Origin of the sequence: Bathymodiolus japonicus methanotrophic gill symbiont (assembly GCF_019721995.1) — a bacterium.
In the GTDB taxonomy this organism is placed as follows: Bacteria; Pseudomonadota; Gammaproteobacteria; order Methylococcales; family Methylomonadaceae; genus Methyloprofundus.
This window is the reverse complement of record NZ_BLYC01000032.1, coordinates 1-23312: the sequence shown is the minus strand read 5'-3', so window position 1 is coordinate 23312 and position 23312 is coordinate 1. Positions and strand designations below refer to the sequence as shown.

23 protein-coding genes, 1 other RNA gene and 2 pseudogenes are annotated in these 23312 nt (G+C 43.1%); 7 read left to right on the top strand and 19 right to left on the bottom strand.

Translation table 11 applies throughout. The features are described from left to right. Positions 1-81: 81 nt before the first annotated feature. From tkt to K6984_RS23645, 7 genes are all read right to left on the bottom strand, one after another. Complete coding sequence (tkt, locus tag K6984_RS23675; protein ID WP_221897691.1) at positions 82-2067, bottom strand: transketolase; 1986 nt, start codon at positions 2065-2067, stop codon at positions 82-84. Positions 2068-2187: 120 nt separating this feature from the next. Further along, a complete protein-coding gene (hxlB, locus tag K6984_RS23670; protein WP_221897680.1) occupies positions 2188-2736 on the bottom strand; it encodes a 6-phospho-3-hexuloisomerase in 549 nt (182 codons plus the stop codon). Positions 2737-2750: 14 nt separating this feature from the next. After that, positions 2751-3392, bottom strand: a complete 642-nt coding sequence (gene hxlA / locus K6984_RS23665; RefSeq protein ID WP_221897679.1) for a 3-hexulose-6-phosphate synthase — start codon at positions 3390-3392, stop codon at positions 2751-2753. Positions 3393-3681: 289 nt separating this feature from the next. After that, complete coding sequence (locus K6984_RS23660) at positions 3682-4275, bottom strand: BON domain-containing protein (RefSeq protein ID WP_221897678.1); 594 nt, start codon at positions 4273-4275, stop codon at positions 3682-3684. After that, positions 4272-4868 (bottom strand): D-sedoheptulose-7-phosphate isomerase, encoded by a 597-nt coding sequence (locus K6984_RS23655; RefSeq protein WP_221897677.1) that lies wholly within the window; start codon positions 4866-4868, stop codon positions 4272-4274. The genes K6984_RS23660 and K6984_RS23655 overlap by 4 nt, the downstream gene beginning before the upstream one ends. 1 nt (position 4869) lies before the next feature. Next, the gene (locus K6984_RS23650; RefSeq protein WP_221897676.1) at positions 4870-5223 is read right to left on the bottom strand and encodes a YraN family protein; all 354 of its coding nucleotides are present in this window, start codon (positions 5221-5223) and stop codon (positions 4870-4872) included. A gap of 1 nt (position 5224) precedes the next feature. Then, complete coding sequence (locus K6984_RS23645) at positions 5225-7147, bottom strand: penicillin-binding protein activator (RefSeq protein ID WP_221897675.1); 1923 nt, start codon at positions 7145-7147, stop codon at positions 5225-5227. Between the two features lie 89 nt (positions 7148-7236). Between K6984_RS23645 and rsmI the strand changes: the two genes are divergently transcribed. Next, positions 7237-8097, top strand: a complete 861-nt coding sequence (gene rsmI, locus K6984_RS23640) for a 16S rRNA (cytidine(1402)-2'-O)-methyltransferase (protein WP_221897674.1) — start codon at positions 7237-7239, stop codon at positions 8095-8097. Positions 8098-8184: 87 nt separating this feature from the next. On the opposite strand, the gene K6984_RS23635 is transcribed toward rsmI, so the two are convergent. Continuing rightward, a complete protein-coding gene (locus K6984_RS23635) occupies positions 8185-9522 on the bottom strand; it encodes an IS701 family transposase (RefSeq protein ID WP_221897673.1) in 1338 nt (445 codons plus the stop codon). Between the two features lie 262 nt (positions 9523-9784). Here K6984_RS23635 and rnpB point away from each other — a divergent pair. After that, positions 9785-10157, top strand: an RNA gene (gene rnpB / locus K6984_RS23630) — RNase P RNA component class A. Positions 10158-10290: 133 nt separating this feature from the next. On the opposite strand, the pseudogene K6984_RS23625 reads toward rnpB, so the two are convergent. After that, positions 10291-10650: pseudogene (locus K6984_RS23625) on the bottom strand (IS66 family transposase); the annotation flags it as partial. 292 nt (positions 10651-10942) lie between these two features. After that, positions 10943-11971, bottom strand: a pseudogene (gene tnpC, locus K6984_RS23620) (IS66 family transposase); the annotation flags it as partial. 314 nt (positions 11972-12285) lie between these two features. Here tnpC and K6984_RS23615 point away from each other — a divergent pair. Continuing rightward, on the top strand, positions 12286-12483 hold the full coding sequence (locus tag K6984_RS23615; protein WP_221894617.1) for a hypothetical protein: 198 nt from the start codon (positions 12286-12288) through the stop codon (positions 12481-12483). Positions 12484-12830: 347 nt separating this feature from the next. Here the strand turns inward: K6984_RS23615 and K6984_RS23610 are convergent, their stop codons facing one another. The 5 genes from K6984_RS23610 to fur all read right to left on the bottom strand — a co-directional run bounded on the left by K6984_RS23610 (position 12831) and on the right by fur (position 17586). Then, positions 12831-14129: a transposase gene (locus tag K6984_RS23610; protein ID WP_221897670.1), complete on the bottom strand. Its 1299-nt coding sequence runs from the start codon at positions 14127-14129 to the stop codon at positions 12831-12833. 226 nt (positions 14130-14355) lie between these two features. After that, on the bottom strand, positions 14356-14661 hold the full coding sequence (locus K6984_RS23605) for a sigma factor (RefSeq protein WP_221897669.1): 306 nt from the start codon (positions 14659-14661) through the stop codon (positions 14356-14358). Between the two features lie 524 nt (positions 14662-15185). Next, entirely contained in the window at positions 15186-15866 is a 681-nt protein-coding gene (gene lolD / locus K6984_RS23600; RefSeq protein WP_221897668.1) for a lipoprotein-releasing ABC transporter ATP-binding protein LolD, read from the bottom strand. Continuing rightward, on the bottom strand, positions 15859-17106 hold the full coding sequence (locus K6984_RS23595) for a lipoprotein-releasing ABC transporter permease subunit (protein WP_221897667.1): 1248 nt from the start codon (positions 17104-17106) through the stop codon (positions 15859-15861). Before K6984_RS23595 ends, lolD begins: the two co-directional genes overlap by 8 nt. 69 nt (positions 17107-17175) lie before the next feature. Next, positions 17176-17586 carry a ferric iron uptake transcriptional regulator gene (gene fur / locus K6984_RS23590; protein WP_221897666.1) on the bottom strand — a complete coding sequence of 137 codons (411 nt, stop codon included), beginning with the start codon at positions 17584-17586 and terminating at the stop codon, positions 17176-17178. A gap of 176 nt (positions 17587-17762) precedes the next feature. Here fur and K6984_RS23585 point away from each other — a divergent pair, with 176 nt between their 5' ends. Further along, positions 17763-18215 (top strand): outer membrane protein assembly factor BamE, encoded by a 453-nt coding sequence (locus K6984_RS23585; RefSeq protein WP_221897665.1) that lies wholly within the window; start codon positions 17763-17765, stop codon positions 18213-18215. Between the two features lie 139 nt (positions 18216-18354). On the opposite strand, the gene K6984_RS23580 is transcribed toward K6984_RS23585, so the two are convergent. Genes K6984_RS23580 through K6984_RS23570 form a run of 3 tightly spaced genes read right to left on the bottom strand, consistent with a single transcriptional unit; the run spans position 18355 to position 20471 of the window. Beyond that, the gene (locus tag K6984_RS23580) at positions 18355-18630 is read right to left on the bottom strand and encodes an RnfH family protein (protein ID WP_230988269.1); all 276 of its coding nucleotides are present in this window, start codon (positions 18628-18630) and stop codon (positions 18355-18357) included. A 39-nt stretch (positions 18631-18669) separates the two neighbouring features. After that, complete coding sequence (locus K6984_RS23575; RefSeq protein ID WP_221897664.1) at positions 18670-19098, bottom strand: type II toxin-antitoxin system RatA family toxin; 429 nt, start codon at positions 19096-19098, stop codon at positions 18670-18672. Continuing rightward, complete coding sequence (locus K6984_RS23570; RefSeq protein WP_221897663.1) at positions 19098-20471, bottom strand: sodium-dependent transporter; 1374 nt, start codon at positions 20469-20471, stop codon at positions 19098-19100. The genes K6984_RS23575 and K6984_RS23570 overlap by 1 nt, the downstream gene beginning before the upstream one ends. Before the next feature lie 196 nt (positions 20472-20667). Between K6984_RS23570 and smpB the strand changes: the two genes are divergently transcribed. Next, the gene (gene smpB, locus K6984_RS23565) at positions 20668-21150 is read left to right on the top strand and encodes an SsrA-binding protein SmpB (RefSeq protein WP_221897662.1); all 483 of its coding nucleotides are present in this window, start codon (positions 20668-20670) and stop codon (positions 21148-21150) included. 25 nt (positions 21151-21175) lie between these two features. Here the strand turns inward: smpB and K6984_RS23560 are convergent, their stop codons facing one another. After that, positions 21176-22009 (bottom strand): transposase, encoded by an 834-nt coding sequence (locus K6984_RS23560; RefSeq protein WP_221897661.1) that lies wholly within the window; start codon positions 22007-22009, stop codon positions 21176-21178. 138 nt (positions 22010-22147) lie between these two features. Here K6984_RS23560 and K6984_RS23555 point away from each other — a divergent pair, with 138 nt between their 5' ends. After that, the gene (locus K6984_RS23555) at positions 22148-22420 is read left to right on the top strand and encodes a hypothetical protein (protein WP_221897660.1); all 273 of its coding nucleotides are present in this window, start codon (positions 22148-22150) and stop codon (positions 22418-22420) included. A gap of 611 nt (positions 22421-23031) precedes the next feature. Further along, positions 23032-23160, top strand: a complete 129-nt coding sequence (locus K6984_RS34735) for a hypothetical protein (RefSeq protein ID WP_263458596.1) — start codon at positions 23032-23034, stop codon at positions 23158-23160. The last annotated feature ends 152 nt before the right edge of the window (positions 23161-23312 follow it).

Sequence of the window (23312 nt, the reverse complement as noted above, 5' to 3'; positions counted from 1 at the left end):
GAAACGAATTAAGCCACTGATGAGTATAACTAATCAGTGGCTATTCGTAAATGAGGTATGCTACCTCAATACGTTTTTAGACTATAAAACTTCTTTTACAGCCTTAACAACGTTATCCACTGTGAAGCCAAAGTGCTCCATCAATACACCACCAGGAGCAGATTCACCGAATGTATCGATACCAACTACAGCGCCATCTAAGCCAACATACTTACGCCAGAAATCAGTGACGCCTGCTTCAACAGCAACACGTTTTACACCTGGAGTTAATACACTGTCTTTATAAGCCTGATCCTGACGATCAAACACATTAGTCGAAGGCATAGAGACAACACGGGCATTAATGCCCTCAGCGGCTAAAGCTTCTTGCGCTTTTGCTGCCAAGTCTAACTCAGAACCTGTGCCGATAATAATAACTGCTGCGTCACCTTTTGCTTCTGATAACACATAGCCACCTTTACGTATGGCCGCAAAATCAGCCGCATCATGGTTACGCCCAGGAATACCTTGACGACTTAATACCAGACTAGATGGACCATCCATACGCTCAACAGCCGCAGTCCATGCAACTGCAACCTCAGTTGAATCTGCAGGACGCCATACATCCATATTTGGAATGTAGCGCATTGCAGATGTATTTTCAATCGGCTGATGTGTTGGACCATCTTCACCCTGACCAATAGAGTCATGAGTCAAAACTGCAATGGTACGAATTCCCATTAATGCCGCCATGCGGAATGCACTTTTTGCATAATCAGAGAACATGTGGAATGTACCACCGAATAGAATTAATCCACCGTGCAGCGACATACCATTCATGATTGCGTACATACCAAATTCACGTACACCGTATGAGATGTAGTTACCTGGTTTTTTACCGTCAACATGAGTAAAGCTATCACAACTGGTTAAGTTAGAACCTGTTAAATCAGCCGAACCTCCTAAAAATTCAGGCAGTAATGGAGCGAATGCTGCAATGGTTTTTTGTGATGCCTGACGCGAAGCCAGGCTTGCTGCTGCTGTGTTAGTCTCAGCAATAAAAGCATCGGTTGCTGATTTCCAGTTAGCGGGTAAATCACCTGCCATGCGACGCGTGAACTCCGCTGCTTCTGCTGGAAATTCACTTGCATAAGCTGCAAATTTCTCATCCCAGTTTTTTTCAGCTGCAGCGCCTTTTTCTTTACCATCCCAGCCAGCATAAATTTCAGCAGGGATTTCAAATGGAGCAGGTGTCCAGCCTAACTCTTTACGAGTTAGTGCAACTTCTTCATCACCTAGAGCCGCACCATGACAATCATGGCTACCACTCTTATTAGGTGAACCAAAACCGATAATTGTTTTACAACAGATGAGTGAAGGCTTATCAGTGACTGCTTTAGCTTCTGCTATCGCAGCATTAATTGCATCAGCATCATGACCGTCTACAGAGATTACATGCCACTGGTAAGCTTCAAAGCGCTTAACAGTATCATCGGTGTACCAGGCATCGATGTGACCATCAATAGAGATATTATTATCATCCCAGAAGGCGATTAATTTACCTAAGCCCCATGTACCTGCTAAAGAACAAGCTTCATGAGAAATACCTTCCATCAAACAACCATCACCTAAAAATACATAAGTATTATGGTCTACGATGTCATGCCCTGGCTTATTGAATTGATCCGCCAATAACTTTTCAGCCATTGCGAAACCCACTCCATTTGTTATGCCTTGGCCTAGAGGACCTGTCGTTGTTTCAATACCAGGTGCATACCCATACTCAGGGTGACCCGCACACTTTGAGTGTAATTGACGGAATGTTTTTAATTCATCCATTGGCAGGTCGTAACCTGTCAGATGTAATAATGAATAAATCAGCATTGAACCATGACCATTGGATAAAACAAAACGGTCTCGATCTGCCCAATCAGGGTTAGTCGGGTTATGCTTTAGATGATCATTCCACAATACTTCAGCGATATCCGCCATACCCATAGGTGCACCAGGATGACCTGATTTTGCTTTTTGAACAGCATCCATGCTTAAAGCGCGTATGGCGTTCGCAAGTTCTCTACGCGAAGACATATAGTTCTCCAGAGTTTTTTTAATTATTAAACGAAAAATAGACATGAGAAAGCCTCATGTCTATTCGTGTGATTCTTATCTTGCAGTAAAAAACGAGTGGTATAAGCCACTCGCTTTTTTCTATTCCATGTTGGCGTGTCTTTCTCTCATCTTTTCCTCTGGAATATCTTTCTCCCAGATCAAATGTGAGACAACTGCTTCCAGGAAGCATAAAGTAGATAGTTCGAAAACTGTTCCCATCGGCATACCTTTCACTGATTGATACAGCTCTTGTTTGCCAATCTGGAATACACCATCCGCTAAATCGCCAATGGTAGACTCAGCTTTTGAGCAAATTAGTATAATTTTAGCACCCACACTTTTTGCTTTTTTGGTAAATGCGACTAATTGCTCTGTTTCCCCAGACCCTGAAATGATAATTAATAAATCACCATTCTTAATGCTTGGAGTAACGATTTCCCCTACCATACTAACATCGTAACCACTGTGCATAAGACGCATGCCCAGAAAATTACCGACTAACTTAGACCGACCGGCACCGGAAATAAATATCCGTTTGGCACCGTCAAACATTTCTGTCATTTGGTCAGCGTACGCAAGATCAGTTGCATCAAGAATTTCTGAAATCTTATTGATGACCAACTTCTGGTTTTCTTGTTGCCACGTCATAGTCTTACTCCGCTTTATGCAGCGTCAACTAATTCGCGTAGTTCACGAGCTGAATCTGCTGGAGAATCTGCACCGTAGATAGCCGCACCAACAACAACGATGCCAGCACCGGCACGAACTACATCCTGAATTGTAGATGAATTAATTCCACCTGCAACAGAAACACGAACGTCTAAGCCTAGATCAGAAATCATTGCTAAGTCATCAAAAGGTGTGTCGCCCGCTGCCTGTGCATCAAGACCAGTATGAACACCAACAATCTGTGCGCCCGCTTCTGCACATGCACGTGCACATGCTGCTTTATCACCAACGTTGATCAAATCAATTTGTGCTTCAGCACCATGTGCATTCGCTGCATTGATAACACCAGCACATGTTGCTAAACCTGAAACACCTAGCACAGTACAAATATCAGCACCTGCCGCATAGAAAGGAGTGGCTTCATATTCGCCAGCATCCATTGTTTTTAGGTCAACTAATAGTAAGTGATTAGGAAATCTAGCTCTTAATTCTTTTACTAAGTTAATACCATTGTGTTTGATACATGGTGTACCGATTTCGAAGATATCAACAGAATCAGCTACTTGCTCTGCAAGTGCTACAGTTGCGTCGAAATCTAGTGAATCTAATGCCATTTGAATTAATGGTGTTGCCATGTTATGTACTCCAATTTAGTTATAATTTTGTTACGTACTTTTATTTTTATGCGGACAGAACTTTAAATCAGAAAGCAGGTTAATGTCAAATTCTAATGCCTTCATTCAAGCATTAACTAACTCCCATGCGCTCTATCCACACCCCTTTTTAAGCTTTGCTTAAGTCTTTTTCTTACTGCTTAACATCATTCTTCTTAATTATAAACAGTAAGTCACATCATTTATCTCATGATAAATATTGAAATATTTATCATGAAAATTCAGCTCCTAAAGAAACTTTTCTTTTTCTTTAATTTTCTTCCCTTGAGTAATCTATATATTCAAAAACTGTAATAATTTTCTTCACCCCGGCAACATTCTGTACTGCTTTTGCTGACGCCAAGCCTTCTTCTTCATGCACCAGCCCCATTAGATACACAAACTTGTTCTCGGTAACAACCTTTACCCGGGTTGCGTCAAAGCCTGGCTTATCTTTTATCTCGGCTAAAGCATCTTTAACCTGAATGGTCAGCAGAGAGTCTTCTGCGCGCGACTGCATACTGGAGACCGGCCCCACAACCATTTCATTATGAACTAGTTTTACCCCGGAAATAATCCTGACATTAGCAATTATTATTTCGCGTATATCTTCGGTTTCTGCTTCACCTGTAACTAACACTTTACCATTATAAGAGGTAATATTAAAGTGTGATTTATCTTTTATCCCATCAAGGCCGTGCAACTCTATAATAGCGCTATCTTCAATTCGCTCATCTAGCGTAATGGTGGCACTATCGCGTCTATCATGCAGAAATGAAAGCCCGGTCAGCTCGGCAAGTCCCTGCCCTAGATTACCACACGCAGTGAGCAATAAAATCGATATAAGCAATAGAAAGTATTTCATAATAATGTGTTACCAAAGAGCTGACTGTCTACTAGATCACATAAACAATGGGTAATCAATAGATGTGCCTCATGAATTCTTTGCGCAGACTGGCTCGGCACATTAATGCAAACGTCAACCTCATGTAGCAGAGCAGGCAATGTTGTTTCACTCTCACCCACTAGCAATATCACGATTATTTGCTTATCATGCGCTGCATTTATTAGCTTCACCAGATTTAGCGCGCTGCCTTCAACATTGTATACTAATAGCACATCATCAGCTTGCCCTAATGCACGTAATTGTTTGGCATAAACATCGTCATAGTGTTGCGTATTAGCGATTGAAGTAAGCATTTGCACATCGTTTACTAGTGAAATTGCTGGCAAGGAGGGGCGCACACGATCATAGCGGTTGATCATAAGCACAGTAAAATACTGTACATTAGATACAGAAGCAGCATTCCCGGCACTTAAAATCTTTCTGTCGGCAAGTAATGCATTCACAATATGTTGCGCAGCAAACTCAACTACTTCACTTAACTCATCTAGAACCAATTGCTGTGTATGTATGCTCTCGGTAATTTGCTGCTTGATATTATTATTCGAACTCATCTTAAAATGCGTTTTTAATCCAGTCTAGCTGGATATCACCGGTGATATCCAGTACATCAAAGCGCATCGGCTGATTTATTTTATGGTTCATTATATAGTGTTTAGTCGCCGCGACAATACGCGCCTGTTTGTTTGCCGTCACACTTTCCCCTGCACTGCCATAACGGGCATTTTTTCTATAACGCACTTCTACAATAACCAGTGTGCTCTGCTCTAGCATCAGCAAATCCAGCTCACCCCACTGACATTTGTAATTTCGCGCAATGAGTTTCAGCCCCTGTTTACGCAGATAGGCTAACGCCAAGTCTTCGTATTGCTGGCCTTTCTGTATACTATTTGTGGGTTTGGCTTGCATATTACAATGCGTTAACCGGAAAAACATCCTGCACAGGAGTTTCAACATCATGCTCTTCAGCCATTTCAACCAGCACAGCCTCTCCATCTTTAAATCTCGCACAGACCAGATGACGCTCGATACGGTTGCTGCCATTTAATAGCAGATCACCAGCTGCACCATAAAATGGTATGTCCGCCAGCTCATTCAGGTGTGCCACTACAGCATACGCATCTATGCCAAAAGCTATCAGACTTAATAAGCTACGGGGAAACTGCGCTTCAATCTCTTGTAGCGAGGCACGGCTCAAATCGCTTTGGTAAGTTTCAGCAAATAACCAGGGTATAGTACAGAAATTAACGCCCTCAAGATCTATATCTTTATTTTTATCGGCATAGCCCTGATACAACTTTGCCAAACCATACACAGCAACAGATCCTGCACGATTATGATAAAATTGCGGATTAATCAATCGCGCATGCTTTTCACTAGCGGCTAGAAAGATTACATCCACATCCTGCCGCCGCCTAGGCTGATATTCAACCACACCAATGATTTTTTGTACTTGCTGGAGCCTGGATTGACTCTCATTAATACTGAGCATTTCTCTTACTGGAAAGCTAAAATCTCTTGCTTTCGGATCAAAGCTTTGCAGCCGCAAAACATTACCCCCATTTGCTTCCCATGCTTGCTGAAAGTACTGACTCAAGCGCTCGCCATCAGCAGTTTGAGGTGCAAGAATTATTGCATTCCTATGTCCCGCAAGCCTTGCCTGCTTTACTGATTGCTGCACTTCATCAAGAGGGCTGAGTGCAAATTGATATAGATTCGACTTGACCAGTCCCTCAACGTAATTCAGCGCCATAACCGGAACAGTTAAATCATTACGCTCCACCAGCGCTTTAATATGCTTTTTATTTAGCGGCCCAATTATTAACTGTGCCCCATCCGCAACAGCTCTACGGTAAATTGTTAAAATATCTGCCTGCTGGGTATCATAAAAACGTATCGTTGGCCTTACCGAGGTATGATCCCGCTCATACGCCGCCACAAAGCCAGCCTTTAATGCAGCCGCGTAGGAACGATAAGGCCCTGATTCCGGTAAAAATACGGCAATAACCCGTACATTAGCTAATTTAAATCTGGAAACCTGAAAATATCCCGAAGAAATTAAGGCCTGTGCCGGGTGTCCCGGGTATTGATCAGCCCAATCATTAAGTGCTTCCTGCTGTTTCACACCCACAGGAAATTGCCGCCTGGCATGTTCCAGGGACAGCCAGCCTGAGTAAATAATTGATTGCTGCGGCTGTCGGCGCTGCTGTTGCAAAGTTTGCTCAGGCATCAGGCTTAGTAACTCTGAAATAGCGCGATTATTACTGTCTCTTTCCTGCTGCGTACGCAAATATAAATCGAGTGCAACCCTCTCATGCACGCTTTTCACTATCTGCTTTGTTAGCCCGTAGGCAAAGGCGGTCAATTTATAGTATTCCGCTTTTCGTGAATGGCTTAACGAGGAGACTGAAATACGCCGCAAGAAATCCAGTGCCTGTTCAACATTACCTGCATTTATGTCTATTTGCGCATACATCAGATGTAGATGGCTAAGCTGTGCAGTACTTAATTTTTCAGTTCTAACCAGATCCAGGTTTTTTTTTGCCTTATCGTCCCGGGGTATTTTTGAAAAAGCCTGCGCAGCCTGTAAATGCAAAACATCCTGTCGCTCCGAAGGCTGCTGCGCAAGGCGTTGATACGCACGAGCTGCATCACTGTATTGTCCTTGTTCGTACAATCGCCGAGCTTTACGCTCCTGCGCACTTTTCTTAACACCAGGTGAGTCCGCCCCAGCTTTCACGGCACATCCCGAAGCCAGTAATAACATAATACTAAGCAACAAGAAGGTAATAATTGCCTGATTGCTCCAGGCTCGGTCTGTATAACACTTCATAAATACCACAATCAATTTAAAGATACTTTCACTCGGCACTGTTGCTCGAAGTATACTACTAAGCCATCATTCCACTTCAGGACTCAAGCATGCCCAATCAACATGGCAAATTATATGTTGTTGCGACCCCTATCGGAAATTTAGCCGACTTTAGCCTCAGAGCTATCGAAACATTGCAGCAGGTCGACCTAGTCTGCGCAGAAGATACCCGACATGCGCGCACCTTACTACAGCACCACGGCATTACAACACATTGCATCGCACTTCATCAACACAACGAGCAACAAAAAGCCGCCGAGTTAATCCAGCAAATTCAGCAAGGGCTCTCTATTGCGATTATTTCAGATGCCGGCACCCCAATGATCAGCGACCCAGGCATGCCCGTTGTCGCTTTAGCACAGACAGCAGGTATTTCAGTTTCACCAATACCCGGGGCATGTGCCTTAATAGCCGCTTTATCAGCATCGGGGCTCGCTGTCACACAATTTTCTTTTTTAGGCTTTTTACCCCGCACCACTAACGCACGAATCAGCCTATTCAAACAACAGAAAAACAATACTGCAACCTGGGTATTCTACGAATCCTGCCACCGCATAGCTGCGTGTCTTAATGACCTGGCCAGCGTATTGCCTGCCAGCCAGGAAATAGCCGTCGCCCGTGAAATCACAAAATTACATGAAACCATTATAAAATCAAGCATTGCAGACATGCTCACATTATTTTCCCAAGACAGTAATATGCAGCGCGGTGAGTTAGTCGTTATGGTTTCAGGCGTTAAACCCGATAAAAATCCTGCTGTATTGAGTGAACAACAGCTTAATACTCTGCAAGTACTGCTAGCAGAATGCTCTATTAAAACAGCCGTAAAAATTGCTGTCGAGATTACCGGCGCGCGCAAAAAACTCCTCTATCAGGCTGCACTAGAGTTATCAGCTGCGCAAGAACAATAGCAGTGTTGCCATCTTTAATTACGTATAAAACTCTGCATCCTATTTTGACTACAGTTAATTGTTAAACTGAAGTTTCTTAGAAATTCATCAAGGAACCATTCGCAATAAAACGGCTACCACCGAATTTACAGGGGAGCTGCTGTATTTGGGGCAAACCCTTTCAAAATCCGGATCCAAAGCCGCTTCGGCAATGATGCGGCGGATATCTGAAAAGGCGAAACTGGCTCGCCCCTTCACTTTGTGCCGACGTTCCGGATCGGTTTTTAAACGATCCGCGTAAATCCACGTCAGCGTTGTTGCCATCATACAGAAGTTCAAATGGTTGGTCACTGCCTGCGCATTTCGACACTGACTTTTCTGACTCCCTATGTCTTGCTTGAGCTCTTTGAACTCGGATTCGATTTTCCATCGCGCACCATAATACTCAATAATCTGTGTGACGGATAAACTTAGATCGGTCGTAAACAAAGCAATCCACTGTGTGCGACGAAACACCCAGACAACCTGAACGGGTCGTTTCAATGTTGTCAGCATGACAACGCGACTATAAGCCCTGACTTCACGCTGTTTTCCATAGAGATTCACGGTATACGATCGGGCCTTTTGTTGTACTGTTTTTGCCATGTCTGTGGCTGACCTCAGACGCTGCCCGTACTTTTTATTCCGCCCCCTCTGCTTGGGTTTTCTTTTTTCTGGACGATCGTACAGTACATTATTGCACCTTAACCTAGAGAGAATATTAAACCGGCTTCCGATAGCTTTGTAAACCGGCTTCCATAGGCCATTGTTGCCAAACCAGCTATCAGTGACTGTCAATATCGGAGCGGTGGAAAAATGTTCTGCAATTGCAATCAGCATTTGAGCCGCCTGAGTCATCTTGGTCTGGAAAGGAACTACTTCCCCTCTTATCGTGGCGGTTTCTTTTTTTGCCTGAATTGTTTTTAAGGGCAGATAAAATCGGAAATCTAAAAATAAGCACGCCCAGCGACCTTTGACCTGTTTCAGCAACCCTACCGACACAATATTTTGTGCCCATGGATATTTGCTTTGATTCGATTTGGCCGCGAGGTCAAAAATGGCTTCACAGCCGAAGATATTTTTGCCTACTTTAGTGATAATGGAGTCATCCAGTGCAACCAATATGCGCCCATCTGTTTCAGGAGACGGAATCAGCTCCCAGATAGTTTTCCACAGCCCAGCCCACGGCAAAGTTGAAGAAGCCATGAAAGTGTAAACGCGCTTATTCTTGATCTCAAACCCAAACAGCGTATCAAGGCAACGCCAAAGATTAGATGTCATCGACGACGTAAAGGGAACGATAATAGACAGTATCGTGTAAACAAACAGAGAGGCTCGTTCGCGGCCTAAAGTGGTTTTGGAAAAATGATCTTGAAGCGGAAGTAAAGTATCGCGTAAAATGAACATGAATGAGGCCGGTTTGTTTGTATAATCAATGTGTTAGAAACTTTCATTATACAGTAAAACTAGGCCTCATTCACGATTAACCTGTTGTTTTTAAAAAGAACTCAAGGCTTTTAGTCAACGGAATGCCATTAATATTAGTAATATCTAATATTTCTTAAAAATAAGCATTAGCTTATATTCTTATGCTTTAAAAACTAGGAAACTTCAGTTGTTAAATATTCGCTAGCCTTTATTAGCTGCAAAATTCAGCTATAATACAGCAAGAGTTGGTCAGGCAGTCGCTGTATGAACTTGGTTTCAAGTGTTTATACAGAGGAAAGTCCGGGCTCCACAGGGCAAGGTACCAGATAACGTCTGGGGGGCGAAAGCCTACGGAAAGTGCAGCAGAAAATAAACCGCCCAGCCCCTGAATCTAATATTCAGGGGCTGGGTAAGGGTGAAATGGTGCGGTAAGAGCGCACCGCGTGACTGGTAACAGGAGCGGCATGGCAAACCCTACCTGGAGCAAGATCAAATAGAGGAGCAGACGCGCGGCTCGCGCGGCTCCTGGGTAGATCGCTTGAGCTATAAGGTGACTTATGGCCTAGATGAATGACTGTCCTAGACAAAACCCGGCTTATCGACCAACTCTAACCTATTTCATCAGCAGAAATTAAATCGTGCGCAGAATTATTGAATGATTCGTATAACGACTAAAGGAAAAACAACTGTAACTACTCAGCGAAGCTGAGTAGTTCAATGAAATTATAAAGCAAATTCAGGTAACTTTCACTCAAAGACCAAGGTCATTGCCTGAGTTGCACTTAGACCTTGTTTACGGCACGTTGATAAATACCCTCTGACACGACAAAATATCTCTGCACCCTTGGTACTACGAAAGCAGCCGGATATTTTCTGTTGAACCTTGGTCATCCGAATCGAATTTTCTGCGGCATTATTGGTAAATGGCACCCAGGTATTTGTCATGAAGCGCAAGACATCCTCTTCATAATTAATCAGCCTTTCCAGTAAGTTTCTAGCTTTACTGCGTTTTATTCGCTCCCGTTTTACTTCTTTAGGCTTATCGGGTGGTGGGCATTCGATCTCCGCTTTGCCAAGTAATTCTCTGTATTGTACCTTCCATCGCTGAAAATCCTGGAAACGGAGCTTTAGCGAAGTGAAGATTTTTAGTCCGCGATAGCCGTAGGGCCGTTGTTTTGTCGGAGTCTGAGCGTTAGCGAAGGTGGAGACAAAATAAAAGGCCATCCGACACGGCGTCAAGTCATTTGGAGCCTATGTTCCGACCCCTTGTTGGGTCGGGACGAGGTGACGAGGACGAATCGGGGCCGCCGGAGGCATAAGTGGTCGCGTTAAGTTTTTGCTGCTTGCTTGGGCTGGGATGCCCAAAACAAGCTTTCGCAAAAATAGCGACTCCCCGATTTTCTGCTTCTTTATGTAGTAGCATGCCACCTGCTTCATTGACGGCATCATTCATTTTTTCAAGTAGTCGTTTCATTTCAAGCGCCCACTCCTGTTTATCCTGCTCCCAGGCGCGCGTTAATTCCCTCAAATGATGTGCATTACAAAGCGAATGAGTACAATCATATTTATAGTAGGGCTTCCAATGATCATGACATAAAATCCCATGAAAATGGGGTAAAATACCAATGTCATTCATTGCCTCTGTGCCACGTTTGGCATGGGGAAAGAAGTGTGTCCACTGAACATTGGAGGCCCCATGTAGCCAATGGCGCTTACCATTAATATTAATGCCTGTTTCATCCGCATGAATGCACGCTGATTCGACTAAGTGTTCTTTACTGATAGTTTCAAACCCAGCCAACTTCTCATAGGCCAGTTCATTGAAATTATAGATAGAGCCTTCACTAATCGGCATACCTAATTGATCAGCGAAATACTCCTGTATTCGGTTGTAGGGCAATAACTGATATTGCGAAAGATAAACCACATGGGCTTTTATCCCATTACCATATTGCGCAGCCTTAGTAACCTCATCTGGAAAAGGAGCGATAAAACACTGACCTTTTCCATTTATCAACCGTTGCGCCTGGTATTCTGTCACTACCCTTGAGATATCAATATCGAATACCTGGCGTGTTTCAAAGCCATCTGCCGTGTATCGCCCTTTTGGCAAGGTACGGCGATCAATGGTAATGATCTCGATTTCATCCGGGTCATCTATTTTTTGAAGTGTCGTGCCGACATGCGATTTTTGTCCGCCAGAAGGCTTATCTGATTTTTTTCGATTCCCTTTTTTACGGTTGGGATCACTTGCAGGTGGTTTACTGCTATTTTTGCTGTTCAGTGTCACTCGATTGAGTAATACCGTGACTAATAATAGAATCACTTCCAGTGCTGATTTTAGCGCAGGCGATATATCACGCTCAGTTTCAAGTAACTGTTTGGCATGACTGATTGCGGAATCAACATCGATGAAGTCTATTTTCAAAGGGTAACCTGTATTGCTTTAAGGACAGGCTTATTATCTCATGGGTTTTAAATCCCGAATTTTCCTTGTTTTAAGCGATTGTAAGGCGAATAAAAAAGTTCTTCGAGGTCGTAGATGTTTAAGGGGACATTTTGTGATGACTATAGCGATAGAAGCAATAAAGCGTGGATTAATCGACTGTTGGGCAGTTTACTAAAAATCACAAAAACCAGACTAAAACCCTGTCAAGAACTTTTTTAATTATTCAGGCCCGCCATGCTACCTCACAACATTCTGGGACTCCTGTCACCAACATTCATTCGCCTACGCAGCGAATGGGAGATGCCCTGGTCGCCCTGCGTCCGTCTCAACTACTCAACTACGCACAAAACCCTGCTCAGTTAAGTCTACCTCAAATGGCTGGACGGCTATTCGGAATGCAATTCTTGCCTCCCTCGCGCGCTACTAGCGCACTTCGGATCAGCGAATTGCCCTGTCGCCTACCAGAGACTAAAAATCATCACTCCGCTTAGGCTCCGTTTCCCTGATTTTAAGCGTACGCTGAGTAGTTACCCCGGAATTTCGTGAGGTAGCATGGCGCGCCTGTATTGGGAAACTTCAGTGGATAATACTATGGTGGCGAAAAAGCCTGATAACATGCCTGCTTTAATATTCATATGGATATCTCCTGGTATTGCTGGATTAGTAGTCCAGTGGGTTTTAGTTAACCGTTAGATGCCTGAATATTCGATAAGGTTACAGTGACAATGAAAAGTTTTTAGCGATGGGGAGTAGGCTTTAGTCCACACGAGTTGTCAGTTTCGTAGGCCAAAGCCTATTTTTTGATATGTAGACTGCTGAACATTCGGATGATTTAGCATCAGTGTTCCCCTATCAATTGAGGCCGTGAAACTAACCTCGCCACAAGAGAGCTCATAAAGCACTGTAAAGACATTCCTGTTATTATTGCGTTTTGAACTGCCCGAATGGTATACGAGCTGATACGAGATATTCTTGCCTGGAAAAATAATGGATTCACAAAACGATCTCGTTTTTGGGCCTGTTGTTGCCTTATCTCCAGAGCCTCGCTATATTTTTTATCCGATGGATGAATCAATTCTGGCTGTTGTGTTTTTGAAATCTCTTCAAACACGCGCATTAAATTATAGCTCATTGCAGTCAGGCGCATTTGATTTTCAAGTGAGCGGGTATTGGAAGACCAAGCTTTAGTTTCCTTGAAATTACTTTTAGTGTTATTGAATGTCTTTTCAATCGTCCATCGCTTGAAATACAGCATGGCAATGGTTCCAGGGTTAATAGTCATTGGCAAGGTTGTCACAAACCGGTGAAGTTTTCCGGTTTCTGGATCACGGTAATCCACCACGTTAAATTTGATGCCCTTGTTTTCGTACACACTGTATGCTTCAACCCCTGTATTGATCTCATGCTGGGAGTCAAAAGGGATAGACTCAACCAGAGTCGCAATTGAATTTTCTTTTAGCATTGAAATCATGTAATTAGCATGTAGTTTCTGCCGATCCCACCAGACAAAGTCGGTGACGGCTTTATCGTAGACATAGAGATGTTTCTGAGAGCTGTTATTTCCCTTGTTTTGCTTTTCAATATGATCTCGTAACACAGGTATTTCTTGATGCCTCTGAGTTCCGTTTGTCACCAGACAAAGAAATCTGAGCAACCCACTTCTGAGATTCAACGCGTAAATCCCCCCGGCCGCATAAACTTTCCCCTTGCTGTTTTTTTCAGTACGGCAGGCATGATCAATAAAATGTCCATCCGCTGCTTCTATGGTGTATTCGTCAAGTTCCGGTAATGCTTTAAGATAATCAATGTCTTGCGATAGCAGTGTTTCAGAGTGAAGATGGTAGCTCTGCTGTTCAAATGCCTCAAGCATACTTGTTCGTCTATGCGACTTCAGTGATTTAAAATACGTTGAGTGGGGAAGCAGCTGGCCATAAATCTGTTCATTGGTTTGGAGGAAATGGCGACCACTATCGACTACACTGATACAGCGTAATAACCCAAGGCGAATAAAGTCGATATCCTTCAACTCTGGGCATGAACGAGCCCACAAAGGATGACGCTCTGCTAACAGGGCACGTTCCATACTTTCATTGCAGTGTTGGTGAATATGTTCAGAGAGTGGTAGGTCTTTAAGCATGGGTGATATCCGTTTATGAGGTGATTAAAACGGAAATTTTTTTCGGTAATTGCAAGCTTTATTTGAAATTATTTGTTGTTTTTTTACGGTGCCTACAGAGTGTCTATTTGCTGTTATAAGTGATTAAAATCAAAAAGATGGAAATATTCGAGTGGTGCTACCTTCAGGTAGGTTATAGGCTGCTTTGTTTAGGTACTTCTTCTTTCAATGGGAACACTGATGTGATTTAGTGATCACGTTCCTTTAGGATTGCTTTGATAAGATCTTCGGGTACTTCATCAGGAAGCTTTGCATCAGGAGCAGAACAGGCGCGCCATGCTACCTCACGAAATTCCGGGACTCCTGTCGCCGTAATTAGTGTAGAATGGTTTTGAAAGCTGTCAAATCCACGAAATGCAGAAACAAATGCCTCTTGCACAGCATCTTCAGCCATTGCTGAGTCCTTTAACAACCGTTCTTCAACACGGATCATCCAGGCGATATTGTCGCGCACCATATCTTCCATAACGAAGGTATCAAGGGATGATTTCACAGGATGTTCTGGTGTTTTCATAATCTTAGAAACCGCAGTTGAGCACTGAATTTGTGGAAAATCTGTGCATGAAAGTCAAGGCACAGCTCGCAGGCAAGAGCTGTAACGCAGGATTTCGTACACAGATTTATTCACAAAACTGTGAAGCGGAAGACACTCATCCAACAGGTGACAAGTTTTTACGATCATTATTTTTAATAGCCAACAGTTTACAATATTATATAGCGGTCAGCTGTGGTTTTTAGGACAAGGGAGCTGGAAATAAATAATTGTCCAATATTGAGCAGGTTTTTTGTTCGTATTCAAGACATAGTAACAGGCGCATGGCAGGCTACGTAAAGTTATTACAACGCAGAAGACGGACAAAAAGACCAGCAGTTTTGGATGATGTGTGTTTCCATCTCCCTATTGCATCAACTGTATGTTTTGTGTATGCCAGAGTAGCAAATATCTAGACTCTTAAACATATTTCATTTTATAGCTTACGCAAGGGCAAGAGTGCATAAAAGCTTAATTTTTCGTTCCTAATCTACAATCAAACCATCAGCCATATGTAATACTTTATCCATACGCCCAGCCAGATCAGGGTCGTGCGTGACTATCAAAAAGCTAATCTGCAATTCCTGATTCAGTTCTAACATTAGCTGATAAATGCTTTCAGCCGTTTTACTATCCAGATTTCCTGTCGGCTCGTCTGCCAGGATGCACTTGGGCTTATTAATTAATGCTCGTGCTATTGCCACTCTTTGCCGTTCACCACCGGATAACTCACCCGGCTTATGTTTAACTCTATGCTCTAAACCCACACGCAGTAGAATTTCCTCAGCAGCCTGCTTAGCCTCTGTTATTGAACTCCCTCCGATCAATGCTGGCATAGCGACATTTTCTAACACCGTAAATTCACCTAATAGATGGTGAAACTGATAGATAAAACCTAATGAACGATTGCGTAATTTTGATAGTTTCGCCTGGCGCACTTTCTTTAAGTTCACGCCATCCAGAATAACTTCGCCACTCGTTGGCCTATCCAGACCACCGAGTAAATGTAGCAGCGTACTCTTGCCTGAGCCTGATGCGCCCATAATGGCTACCCGCTCTCCTGCATAAACTGAAAAATCGATACCTTTTAAAACTTCGACATCCAGATCGCCCTGCTTAAATCGCTTGGTTAATTGATGACACTGTAAGATAGCGTGATCACTCATAGCGTAATACCTCCGCCGGATTTACTCGCGAAGCCTGCCATGCGGGATATATCGTTGCTAATAATGCCAATGTAAAAGCCACAACAGCAATCACATACACATCAGCCCACACCAGTTTTGAAGGCAAGCTACTGATATAGTACACATCAGCAGCCATAAAATTAACTCCGAAAAATTCTTCTATTGCAGGCACTATCGTTTCTACATTTAAGGCTAATAGGACTCCCCCTACAGTGCCCAGCACAGTCCCAATTAAACCAATAATCGCGCCTAACACAATAAAGATACCCATGACAGCCATCGGCGTTAAACCTTGCGTTTTTAAGATAGCAATATCACCACGTTTATCAGTGACCACCATAACCAGGGTGGAGACAATATTAAAGGCAGCAACCGCTACAATTAATAATAAAATGATAAACATCACCCGCTTCTCGGTTTTAATTGCCTGAAAAAAATTACTATGAGCATTGGTCCAGTCACTGACAAAATAATCACCATATAATTGTCGCGCTAACTGATAGGAAATTTCTGGCGCATTAAACAAGTCATCCAGCTTTAAGCGTAGACCTGAGACATTGTTATTCATGCGAAACAATTTTGCCGCATCATCGATATGAATAATCGCCATATTCCGGTCATACTCATACATACCCACTTCAAAAATGCCGATGACAGTAAAGCGACGTAGACGCGGAATAATACCTGCTGGAGTTGAATTTACCTGAGGGCTGATCACGGTAATTTTATCCCCTACCACCGCGCCTAAATAAGATGCCAACTCGGCACCCAGAACAATTTGATATTTTCCAGATTTAAGATCCGAAAGTGCGCCAATTTCCATTTTCTCACCGACTTCAGACACCGCTATTTCCTGGTCAGGCAGAATACCCCGCAGTAAAGTCCCGCTAACTCTACGCCCCGCATTCACCATTACCTGACCACGCACAAAAGGCGCAGCACCTTCAACATGCGGCAGGTCTTTAACCTGCTGTTTTAAGCTTTGCCAGTTATTCAACTTACCTCCTCTGCCGGTAATGGTCGAGTGTGCTGTCATACCCAGAATACGCTGGCGTAATTCATCCTCGAAGCCATTCATGACAGAGAGCACGGTAATCAATGCGGTCACGCCTAAAGCGATACCTAAAACAGAAGTTAAAGTAATAAAGGAAATAAACTGGGTGCGGCGTTTGGCGCGCGTGTAGCGCAAACCTATATAAATAGTCAGGGGTTTAAACATAAAATGTGTTGGGGTAAAGAGAGGAAGCTAATCGGAGTAAGTATTCAATAATACCCTCACTCCTAAGAGTTACTTACACTTTGGACATAAGCCATATAAATACAAGCTATGATCAGTGAGTTCATAGCCTAAATCTTTGGCAATCTGCTTTTGACGGTCTTCAATTATTTCATCGGTAAATTCATCAACCATGCCACATTTAACGCAGACCACATGATCATGGTGCGGGCCTTTATTAAGTTCAAAAACCGAGTTACCCCCTTCAAAATGATGCCGGGTCACCAACCTTGCAGTTTCAAACTGGGTTAATACCCGATAGATTGTCGCCAGGCCGATTTCTTCATTTTCGCTTAATAAAATCTTGTATACCTGTTCTGCATTTAAATGACGCTCATCGGTTTCCCGCTCCATAATTTCCAGAATTTTCATTCGCGGCAGCGTGACCTTTAAACCTGCATCACGCAATTCTTGTGTTTCCACTTTTTACTCCTTAAATCTAATTTAGATGCCTATAGAAAATGCATTTAGGGGTTTATTGTAAAGCTTTTCAGGCAAAAGAAAAAAATATAGTTTGCTTGCACTTATTTCGTTTTACAATATAGCATCAGGTATGATATTGATCTGAATTTACCCTAAACCGAAAAAATCACATTCCAATGTTCCTAGCACTACGTCTAACTTCTATATTAACTGCATTAGTCTGGTTATCAGCCTGCTCTACCCTGGCTATTGACGTGCCTTTAGTTTATAAAATTGATATAGACCAGGGTAATGTCATCGATCAAAACATGGTCAATCAACTCCGGCCTGATATGACCAAGCGACAAGTGATTTATGTCCTGGGCTCCCCACTTTTGATCGACCCTTTTAGCACCAATCGCTGGGATTATATCTATTCCGTACAGCCCGGCGGAGAAGATAGACTGCAAGACCGTATTGCACTGTTTTTTGCAGGCGATCATTTGATTCATGTAGAAGGCAATTTAACACCAGACTTGAACCCTCCCCCTCCACCGCCCACCGAAACGACCATAGAAGCACCTAAACGAGACCTGAGAAGAACATTATATGAAATGATAGTAGATTTATTTACTTTCGTCGAACGTTGAAGATCCAGACAACGAAGCCTTATCGAAGTAAAGATTTTAGTCCCTAGATGCAGAGCATCGCAGATTTTAATCAGCCCCGTTAAGTTTTTACCACAAGCCAGGGGGTGAATACTCAATGCAAATTAGGGACACCTCGGTGCTAACGTCCTTGCTTAAGCGATCGCTGCCGCCGTGCCTCCATAGGATCAATCGCCAGATTTCGGTATATTTCAACGCGATCATTTTCCTGTAACCTAGCATGCAAGCCACAGATCTGACTAAAAATACCTACCTTATTTTTTGCCAGGTCAATTTCCGGAAATTCTGCGCTAATATTCGATAATGCGATTGCCTGTTCTACCGTGCAGGTCTCAGGTACTTGCAAAGCTACAATCAATTGCCTGTCCTGTCTCGCATAAGCGACTTCAATCTGCAAAAGGCGTAACTCCTCTATGATTCAAACCATCCGACAACACTAATAGATTTGCCTGGCACGTTCTGTAAAAGACGTCACCATGGTATTACAAATCTGATTAAACACGGCACCAAAGGCAAAATTTGCTAATACACCGTTGATTTGAAATTCCAGATCCAGGGAAATTTTACTGGCATCTTCGCGTAAGGGCATAAAATTCCATACGCCATCTAATGACGAAAATGGGCCATCTAGCAAAGAAACCGTGATGCGTCCGCCTTCATCATTGATATTACGGGTCGCAAAGGAATTTTTAAAGCCACCTTTGGAAATCTGCAATTCAGCCTCAACCACATTGCCTTCACGACCGATTATTCGACTCCCCGTACACCAGGGCAGGAATTCAGGATACGCTTCAATATCGCTGACGATATCATACATTGCATGCGCAGAATATTTAACCAGTGCGCTTTTGTTAACTGCGGTCATTAGCTAAATATCCCAAATACACCAAGCACATGCAGGAAGACAATAAATACCTCAGCAGGTGCAACGTAACTGACCAGAAATTTCCAGATGGCATATAAATCATCACTACTTAGATCCAGCTCTTCTTTACTATGTTTTTCCAGCATTATCCTGCCGGCAAACACAGCAATAAAAAACCCGCCCAATGGCAGCATCAAGTTTGCTGTCAGGTAATCCAGAGCCTCAAAAATAGTAGCTCCAAAAAAGGTAACGCCGGACCAGTTGTTAAATGAAAATACCGTTCCCAGGCCTAGTGTCCAGGTAAACCCACCCATAATCACACAGGCTTTTTTTCGTTCAATATTATAGTTCTCTACGCACCAGGCTACAGCGGGTTCGATTAATGAAATAGCCGAAGATAATGCGGCGAAAACCAGTAAGACAAAAAATAATACTCCGAATAACCAGCCACCGGCCATATTGCCAAAGGCAATAGGTAAGGTCTGAAAAATAAGGCCTGGACCAGAGCCCACCTCTAGCCCATTTGCAAAAACGATAGGGAAAATAGCAATCCCTGCCAGCAATGCCACCAGGGTGTCAGCCCCAGCAATAATGATCGTAGTTTTGGCAATCGAAACATCTTTGGGTAAATATGAGCCGTAAACCATAATTGCGCCCATGCCCAAACTCAGTGTAAAAAACGCATGTCCCATCGCAGTTAAAACACTAGCACCGGTAATTTCACTGAAATCAGGCTTAAACATAAACTCCAGACCTTGCAAATATGCGCCAGTCGTCATGGCGTAAGCGACCAGTAAAATTAGTAGAATAAATAAGCCCGGCATTAAAAAACGCACTGCTTTTTCCAGCCCACCCTGTACACCATGGGCAACAACCGCCATGGTTGCAACCATAAACACAGTATGCCAGAAAATCTGCTGTACCGGGCTCGCCTGCAAATCGGCAAACAGGCTATTAATATGCGCTGCACTCTCACCTGAAAAGCTACCGGTAAATGCTTTTATCACATAAGCCATAGACCAGCCAGCAATCACGCTGTAATAAGATAAGATCAAAAAACCAGCAATAACGCCAAGCCAGCCGACATAATGCCAGTTAGTATTTGCGCCCGCTTCTTTAGTCAGCACTTCCAGGGTATTAATCGGGCTTTGTCTACCGCGCCGCCCCATCATCGTCTCGGCAATCATAATAGGTATGCCTATCGCAGCAACACAGAGCAAATAAATAATAACAAATGCCCCGCCTCCGTGCTCTCCGGTAATATAGGGGAATTTCCAGATATTACCCAGACCGACTGCCGAACCAGTTGCAGCAAGTATAAATGCAAAGCGTGAAGACCATTCACCATGAATAGATTTATTTGTATCTGCCATTAAGCTACCTACGCGTTAGAAAAATTTAATTTTTACCGGTAAATTACAGTAAAATACAGGCATTGTCTTTAGAAATAGTGTGTAATGTATTTTTTTATACTGGCAGTGGCATAAAGCCGTATTGCAATATATAAAGACACTGAAACGATAACATTATACATTCTACCTCCGTATTAGAAAACAGAATTGGGCTGCCATGGCTGGAAAAAAAACCAAGAAAAGAAAACAGGGCGATAATATAATCGCAAAAAATCGCCACATCTCACACGAATACTTAATTGAAGAACGCTTTGAAGCAGGTCTTGTACTCGAAGGCTGGGAAGTAAAAAGTATGCGTGAAGGAAAAGTCCAGCTAAAGGAAAGTTATGTGTTTATAAAAAATGGCGAAGTCTGGATTTCAGGTATGCATATTTCTGCGCTTAATTCTGCATCTACACATATTACCCCGTTTGCTACCCGGGTAAGAAAACTGTTATTACACCGCCAGGAAATCAATAAACTGATTGGTAATGTTGAGCGTAAAGGTTATACCTTAGTACCAACGTTTTTATACTGGAAAAATAACCGTGCAAAATTAGAAATTGCCCTGGCAAAAGGTAAAAAATTGCACGATAAACGCGCAACTGAAAAAGATCGTGACTGGCAGCGGGAAAAAGCACGTAATTTAAAACTAAATTAAGACACCGGTTTTCCCAAAAGGATCATCAGTGTTCCCCTATCAATTGAGGCCGTGAAACTAACCTCGCCACAAGAAAGCTCATAAAACGCTGTAAAGACATTCCTGTTATTATTGCGTTTTGAACTGCTCGAATGGTATACGAGCTGATACGAGATATTCTTGCCTGGAAAAATAATGGATTCACAAAACGATCTCGTTTTTGAGCCTGTTGCTGCCTAATCTCCAGAGCCTCGCTATATTTTTTATCCGATGGATGAATCAATTCTGGCTGTTGTGTTTTTGAAATCTCTTCAAATACGCGCATTAAATTATAGCTCATTGCAGTCAGGCGCATTTGATTTTCAAGTGAGCGGGTATTGGAAGACCAAGCTTTAGTTTCCTTGAAATTACTTTTAGTGTTATTGAATGTCTTTTCAATCGTCCATCGCTTGAAATACAGCATGGCAATGGTTCCAGGGTTAATAGTCATTGGCAAGGTTGTCACAAACCGGTGAAGTTTTCCGGTTTCTGGATCACGGTAATCCACCACGTTAAATTTGATGCCCTTGTTTTCGTACACACTGTATGCTTCAACCCCTGTATTGATCTCATGGCGGGAGTCAAAAGGGATAGACTCAACCAGAGTCGCAATTGAATTTTCTTTTAGCATTGAAATCATGTAATTAGCATGTCGTTTCTGCCGATCCCACCAGACAAAGTCGGTGACGGCTTTATCGTAGACATAGAGATGTTTCTGAGAGCTGTTATTTCCCTTGTTTTGCTTTTCAATATGATCTCGTAACACAGGTATTTCTTGATGTCTCTGAGTTCCGTTTGTCACCAGACAAAGAAATCTGAGCAACCCACTTCTGAGATTCAACGCGTAAATCCCCCCGGCCGCATAAACTTTCCCCCGCTGTCAGCCCCGGACGGGCTGATACTCGATGTTCAAGTTTTTGATATTGAGAAGGTAAAATCAGGTATTCTGAGGTTGTTGTAATTTTATCGGTGTAAGCCCATGTTAATGAATGCCCCAGCCACCTTTATCCAAAGCTATATTGACGATTTAAATGATGCGCTCAATCAGCTAAAACCCGGAGCCGCTTTGACACGGATTCAAGCCGCTTGGTTGGGCGCTTGTTTAACGGGCATACTGCTAATGAACTCTGTTTGCTGGGCTAAGTTTGAGCGAGCAAGCCTTGGAGATTGCAAAGTAGCCGCATTATCCTGGGTGTTTCGTAAAGCAAGTATACCCTGGGACTGGTTGCTACGGGTTGACCAGAGCAAATAGCGCCCCGCATTGAAAGCAAACTACCTGCGCCTATACGTAGGAAGCTTTACAGCGCAAGTCTCAAATGGATGTGACGAGCTTCGAGTTCATCACGTCATTGCTGAGAGTTCCCGATCCTGGCTGATAAGCTGAAACGCGTTAGAGCTGAATTAATACAGGATGTCGTTCACAACTGATGCCATCAGGAAACCATATGATTGGCAGAGATTTAGGGCGCTTAGAGCCAACAGCATCATTAAAGTATTGTTCTTCTGGGTGAAGGTAAGAGTTTGATGGCAAGGGATGGAAAAAACTTGAACATCGACTTCTCACATGTGTATCGTCATAGTCCGTTTACATGCTGTAACTCGATGTTCAAGTTGATGTAACTGATGGCATTTATGATTTAGACCTAACTATTATTGACTAAAGACAGAGCACATCAACATCATATGTAAATATCAATCACTCTATAAAACAACGCCCGGATAAAAAATTTACGTTCCTTAGCCCACAGTATAGCTGAACAAACATTGAACATCGACGTTTACAAGATAATGACTTGATAAGTATTCATCCATCGGATAAAAATATAGCGAGGCTCTCGGACGATTCGGTGGAGTCGCATATTTTTGCGAAAGCTTGTTTTGGGCATCCCAGCCCAAGCAAGCAGCAAAAACTTAACGCGACCACTTATGCCTCCGGCGGCCCCGATTCGTCCTCGTCACCTCGTCCCGACCCAACAAGGGGTCGGAACATAGGCTCCAAATGACTGTGACGCCGTGTCGGATGGCCTTTTATTTGTCTCAACCTTCGCTAACGCTCAGACGCGACAAGTGAACTAACGGCCATACGGCCTATCGCGGACTAAAAATCATCACTCGCTTAGGCTCCGTTTCCCTGATTTTCAGCG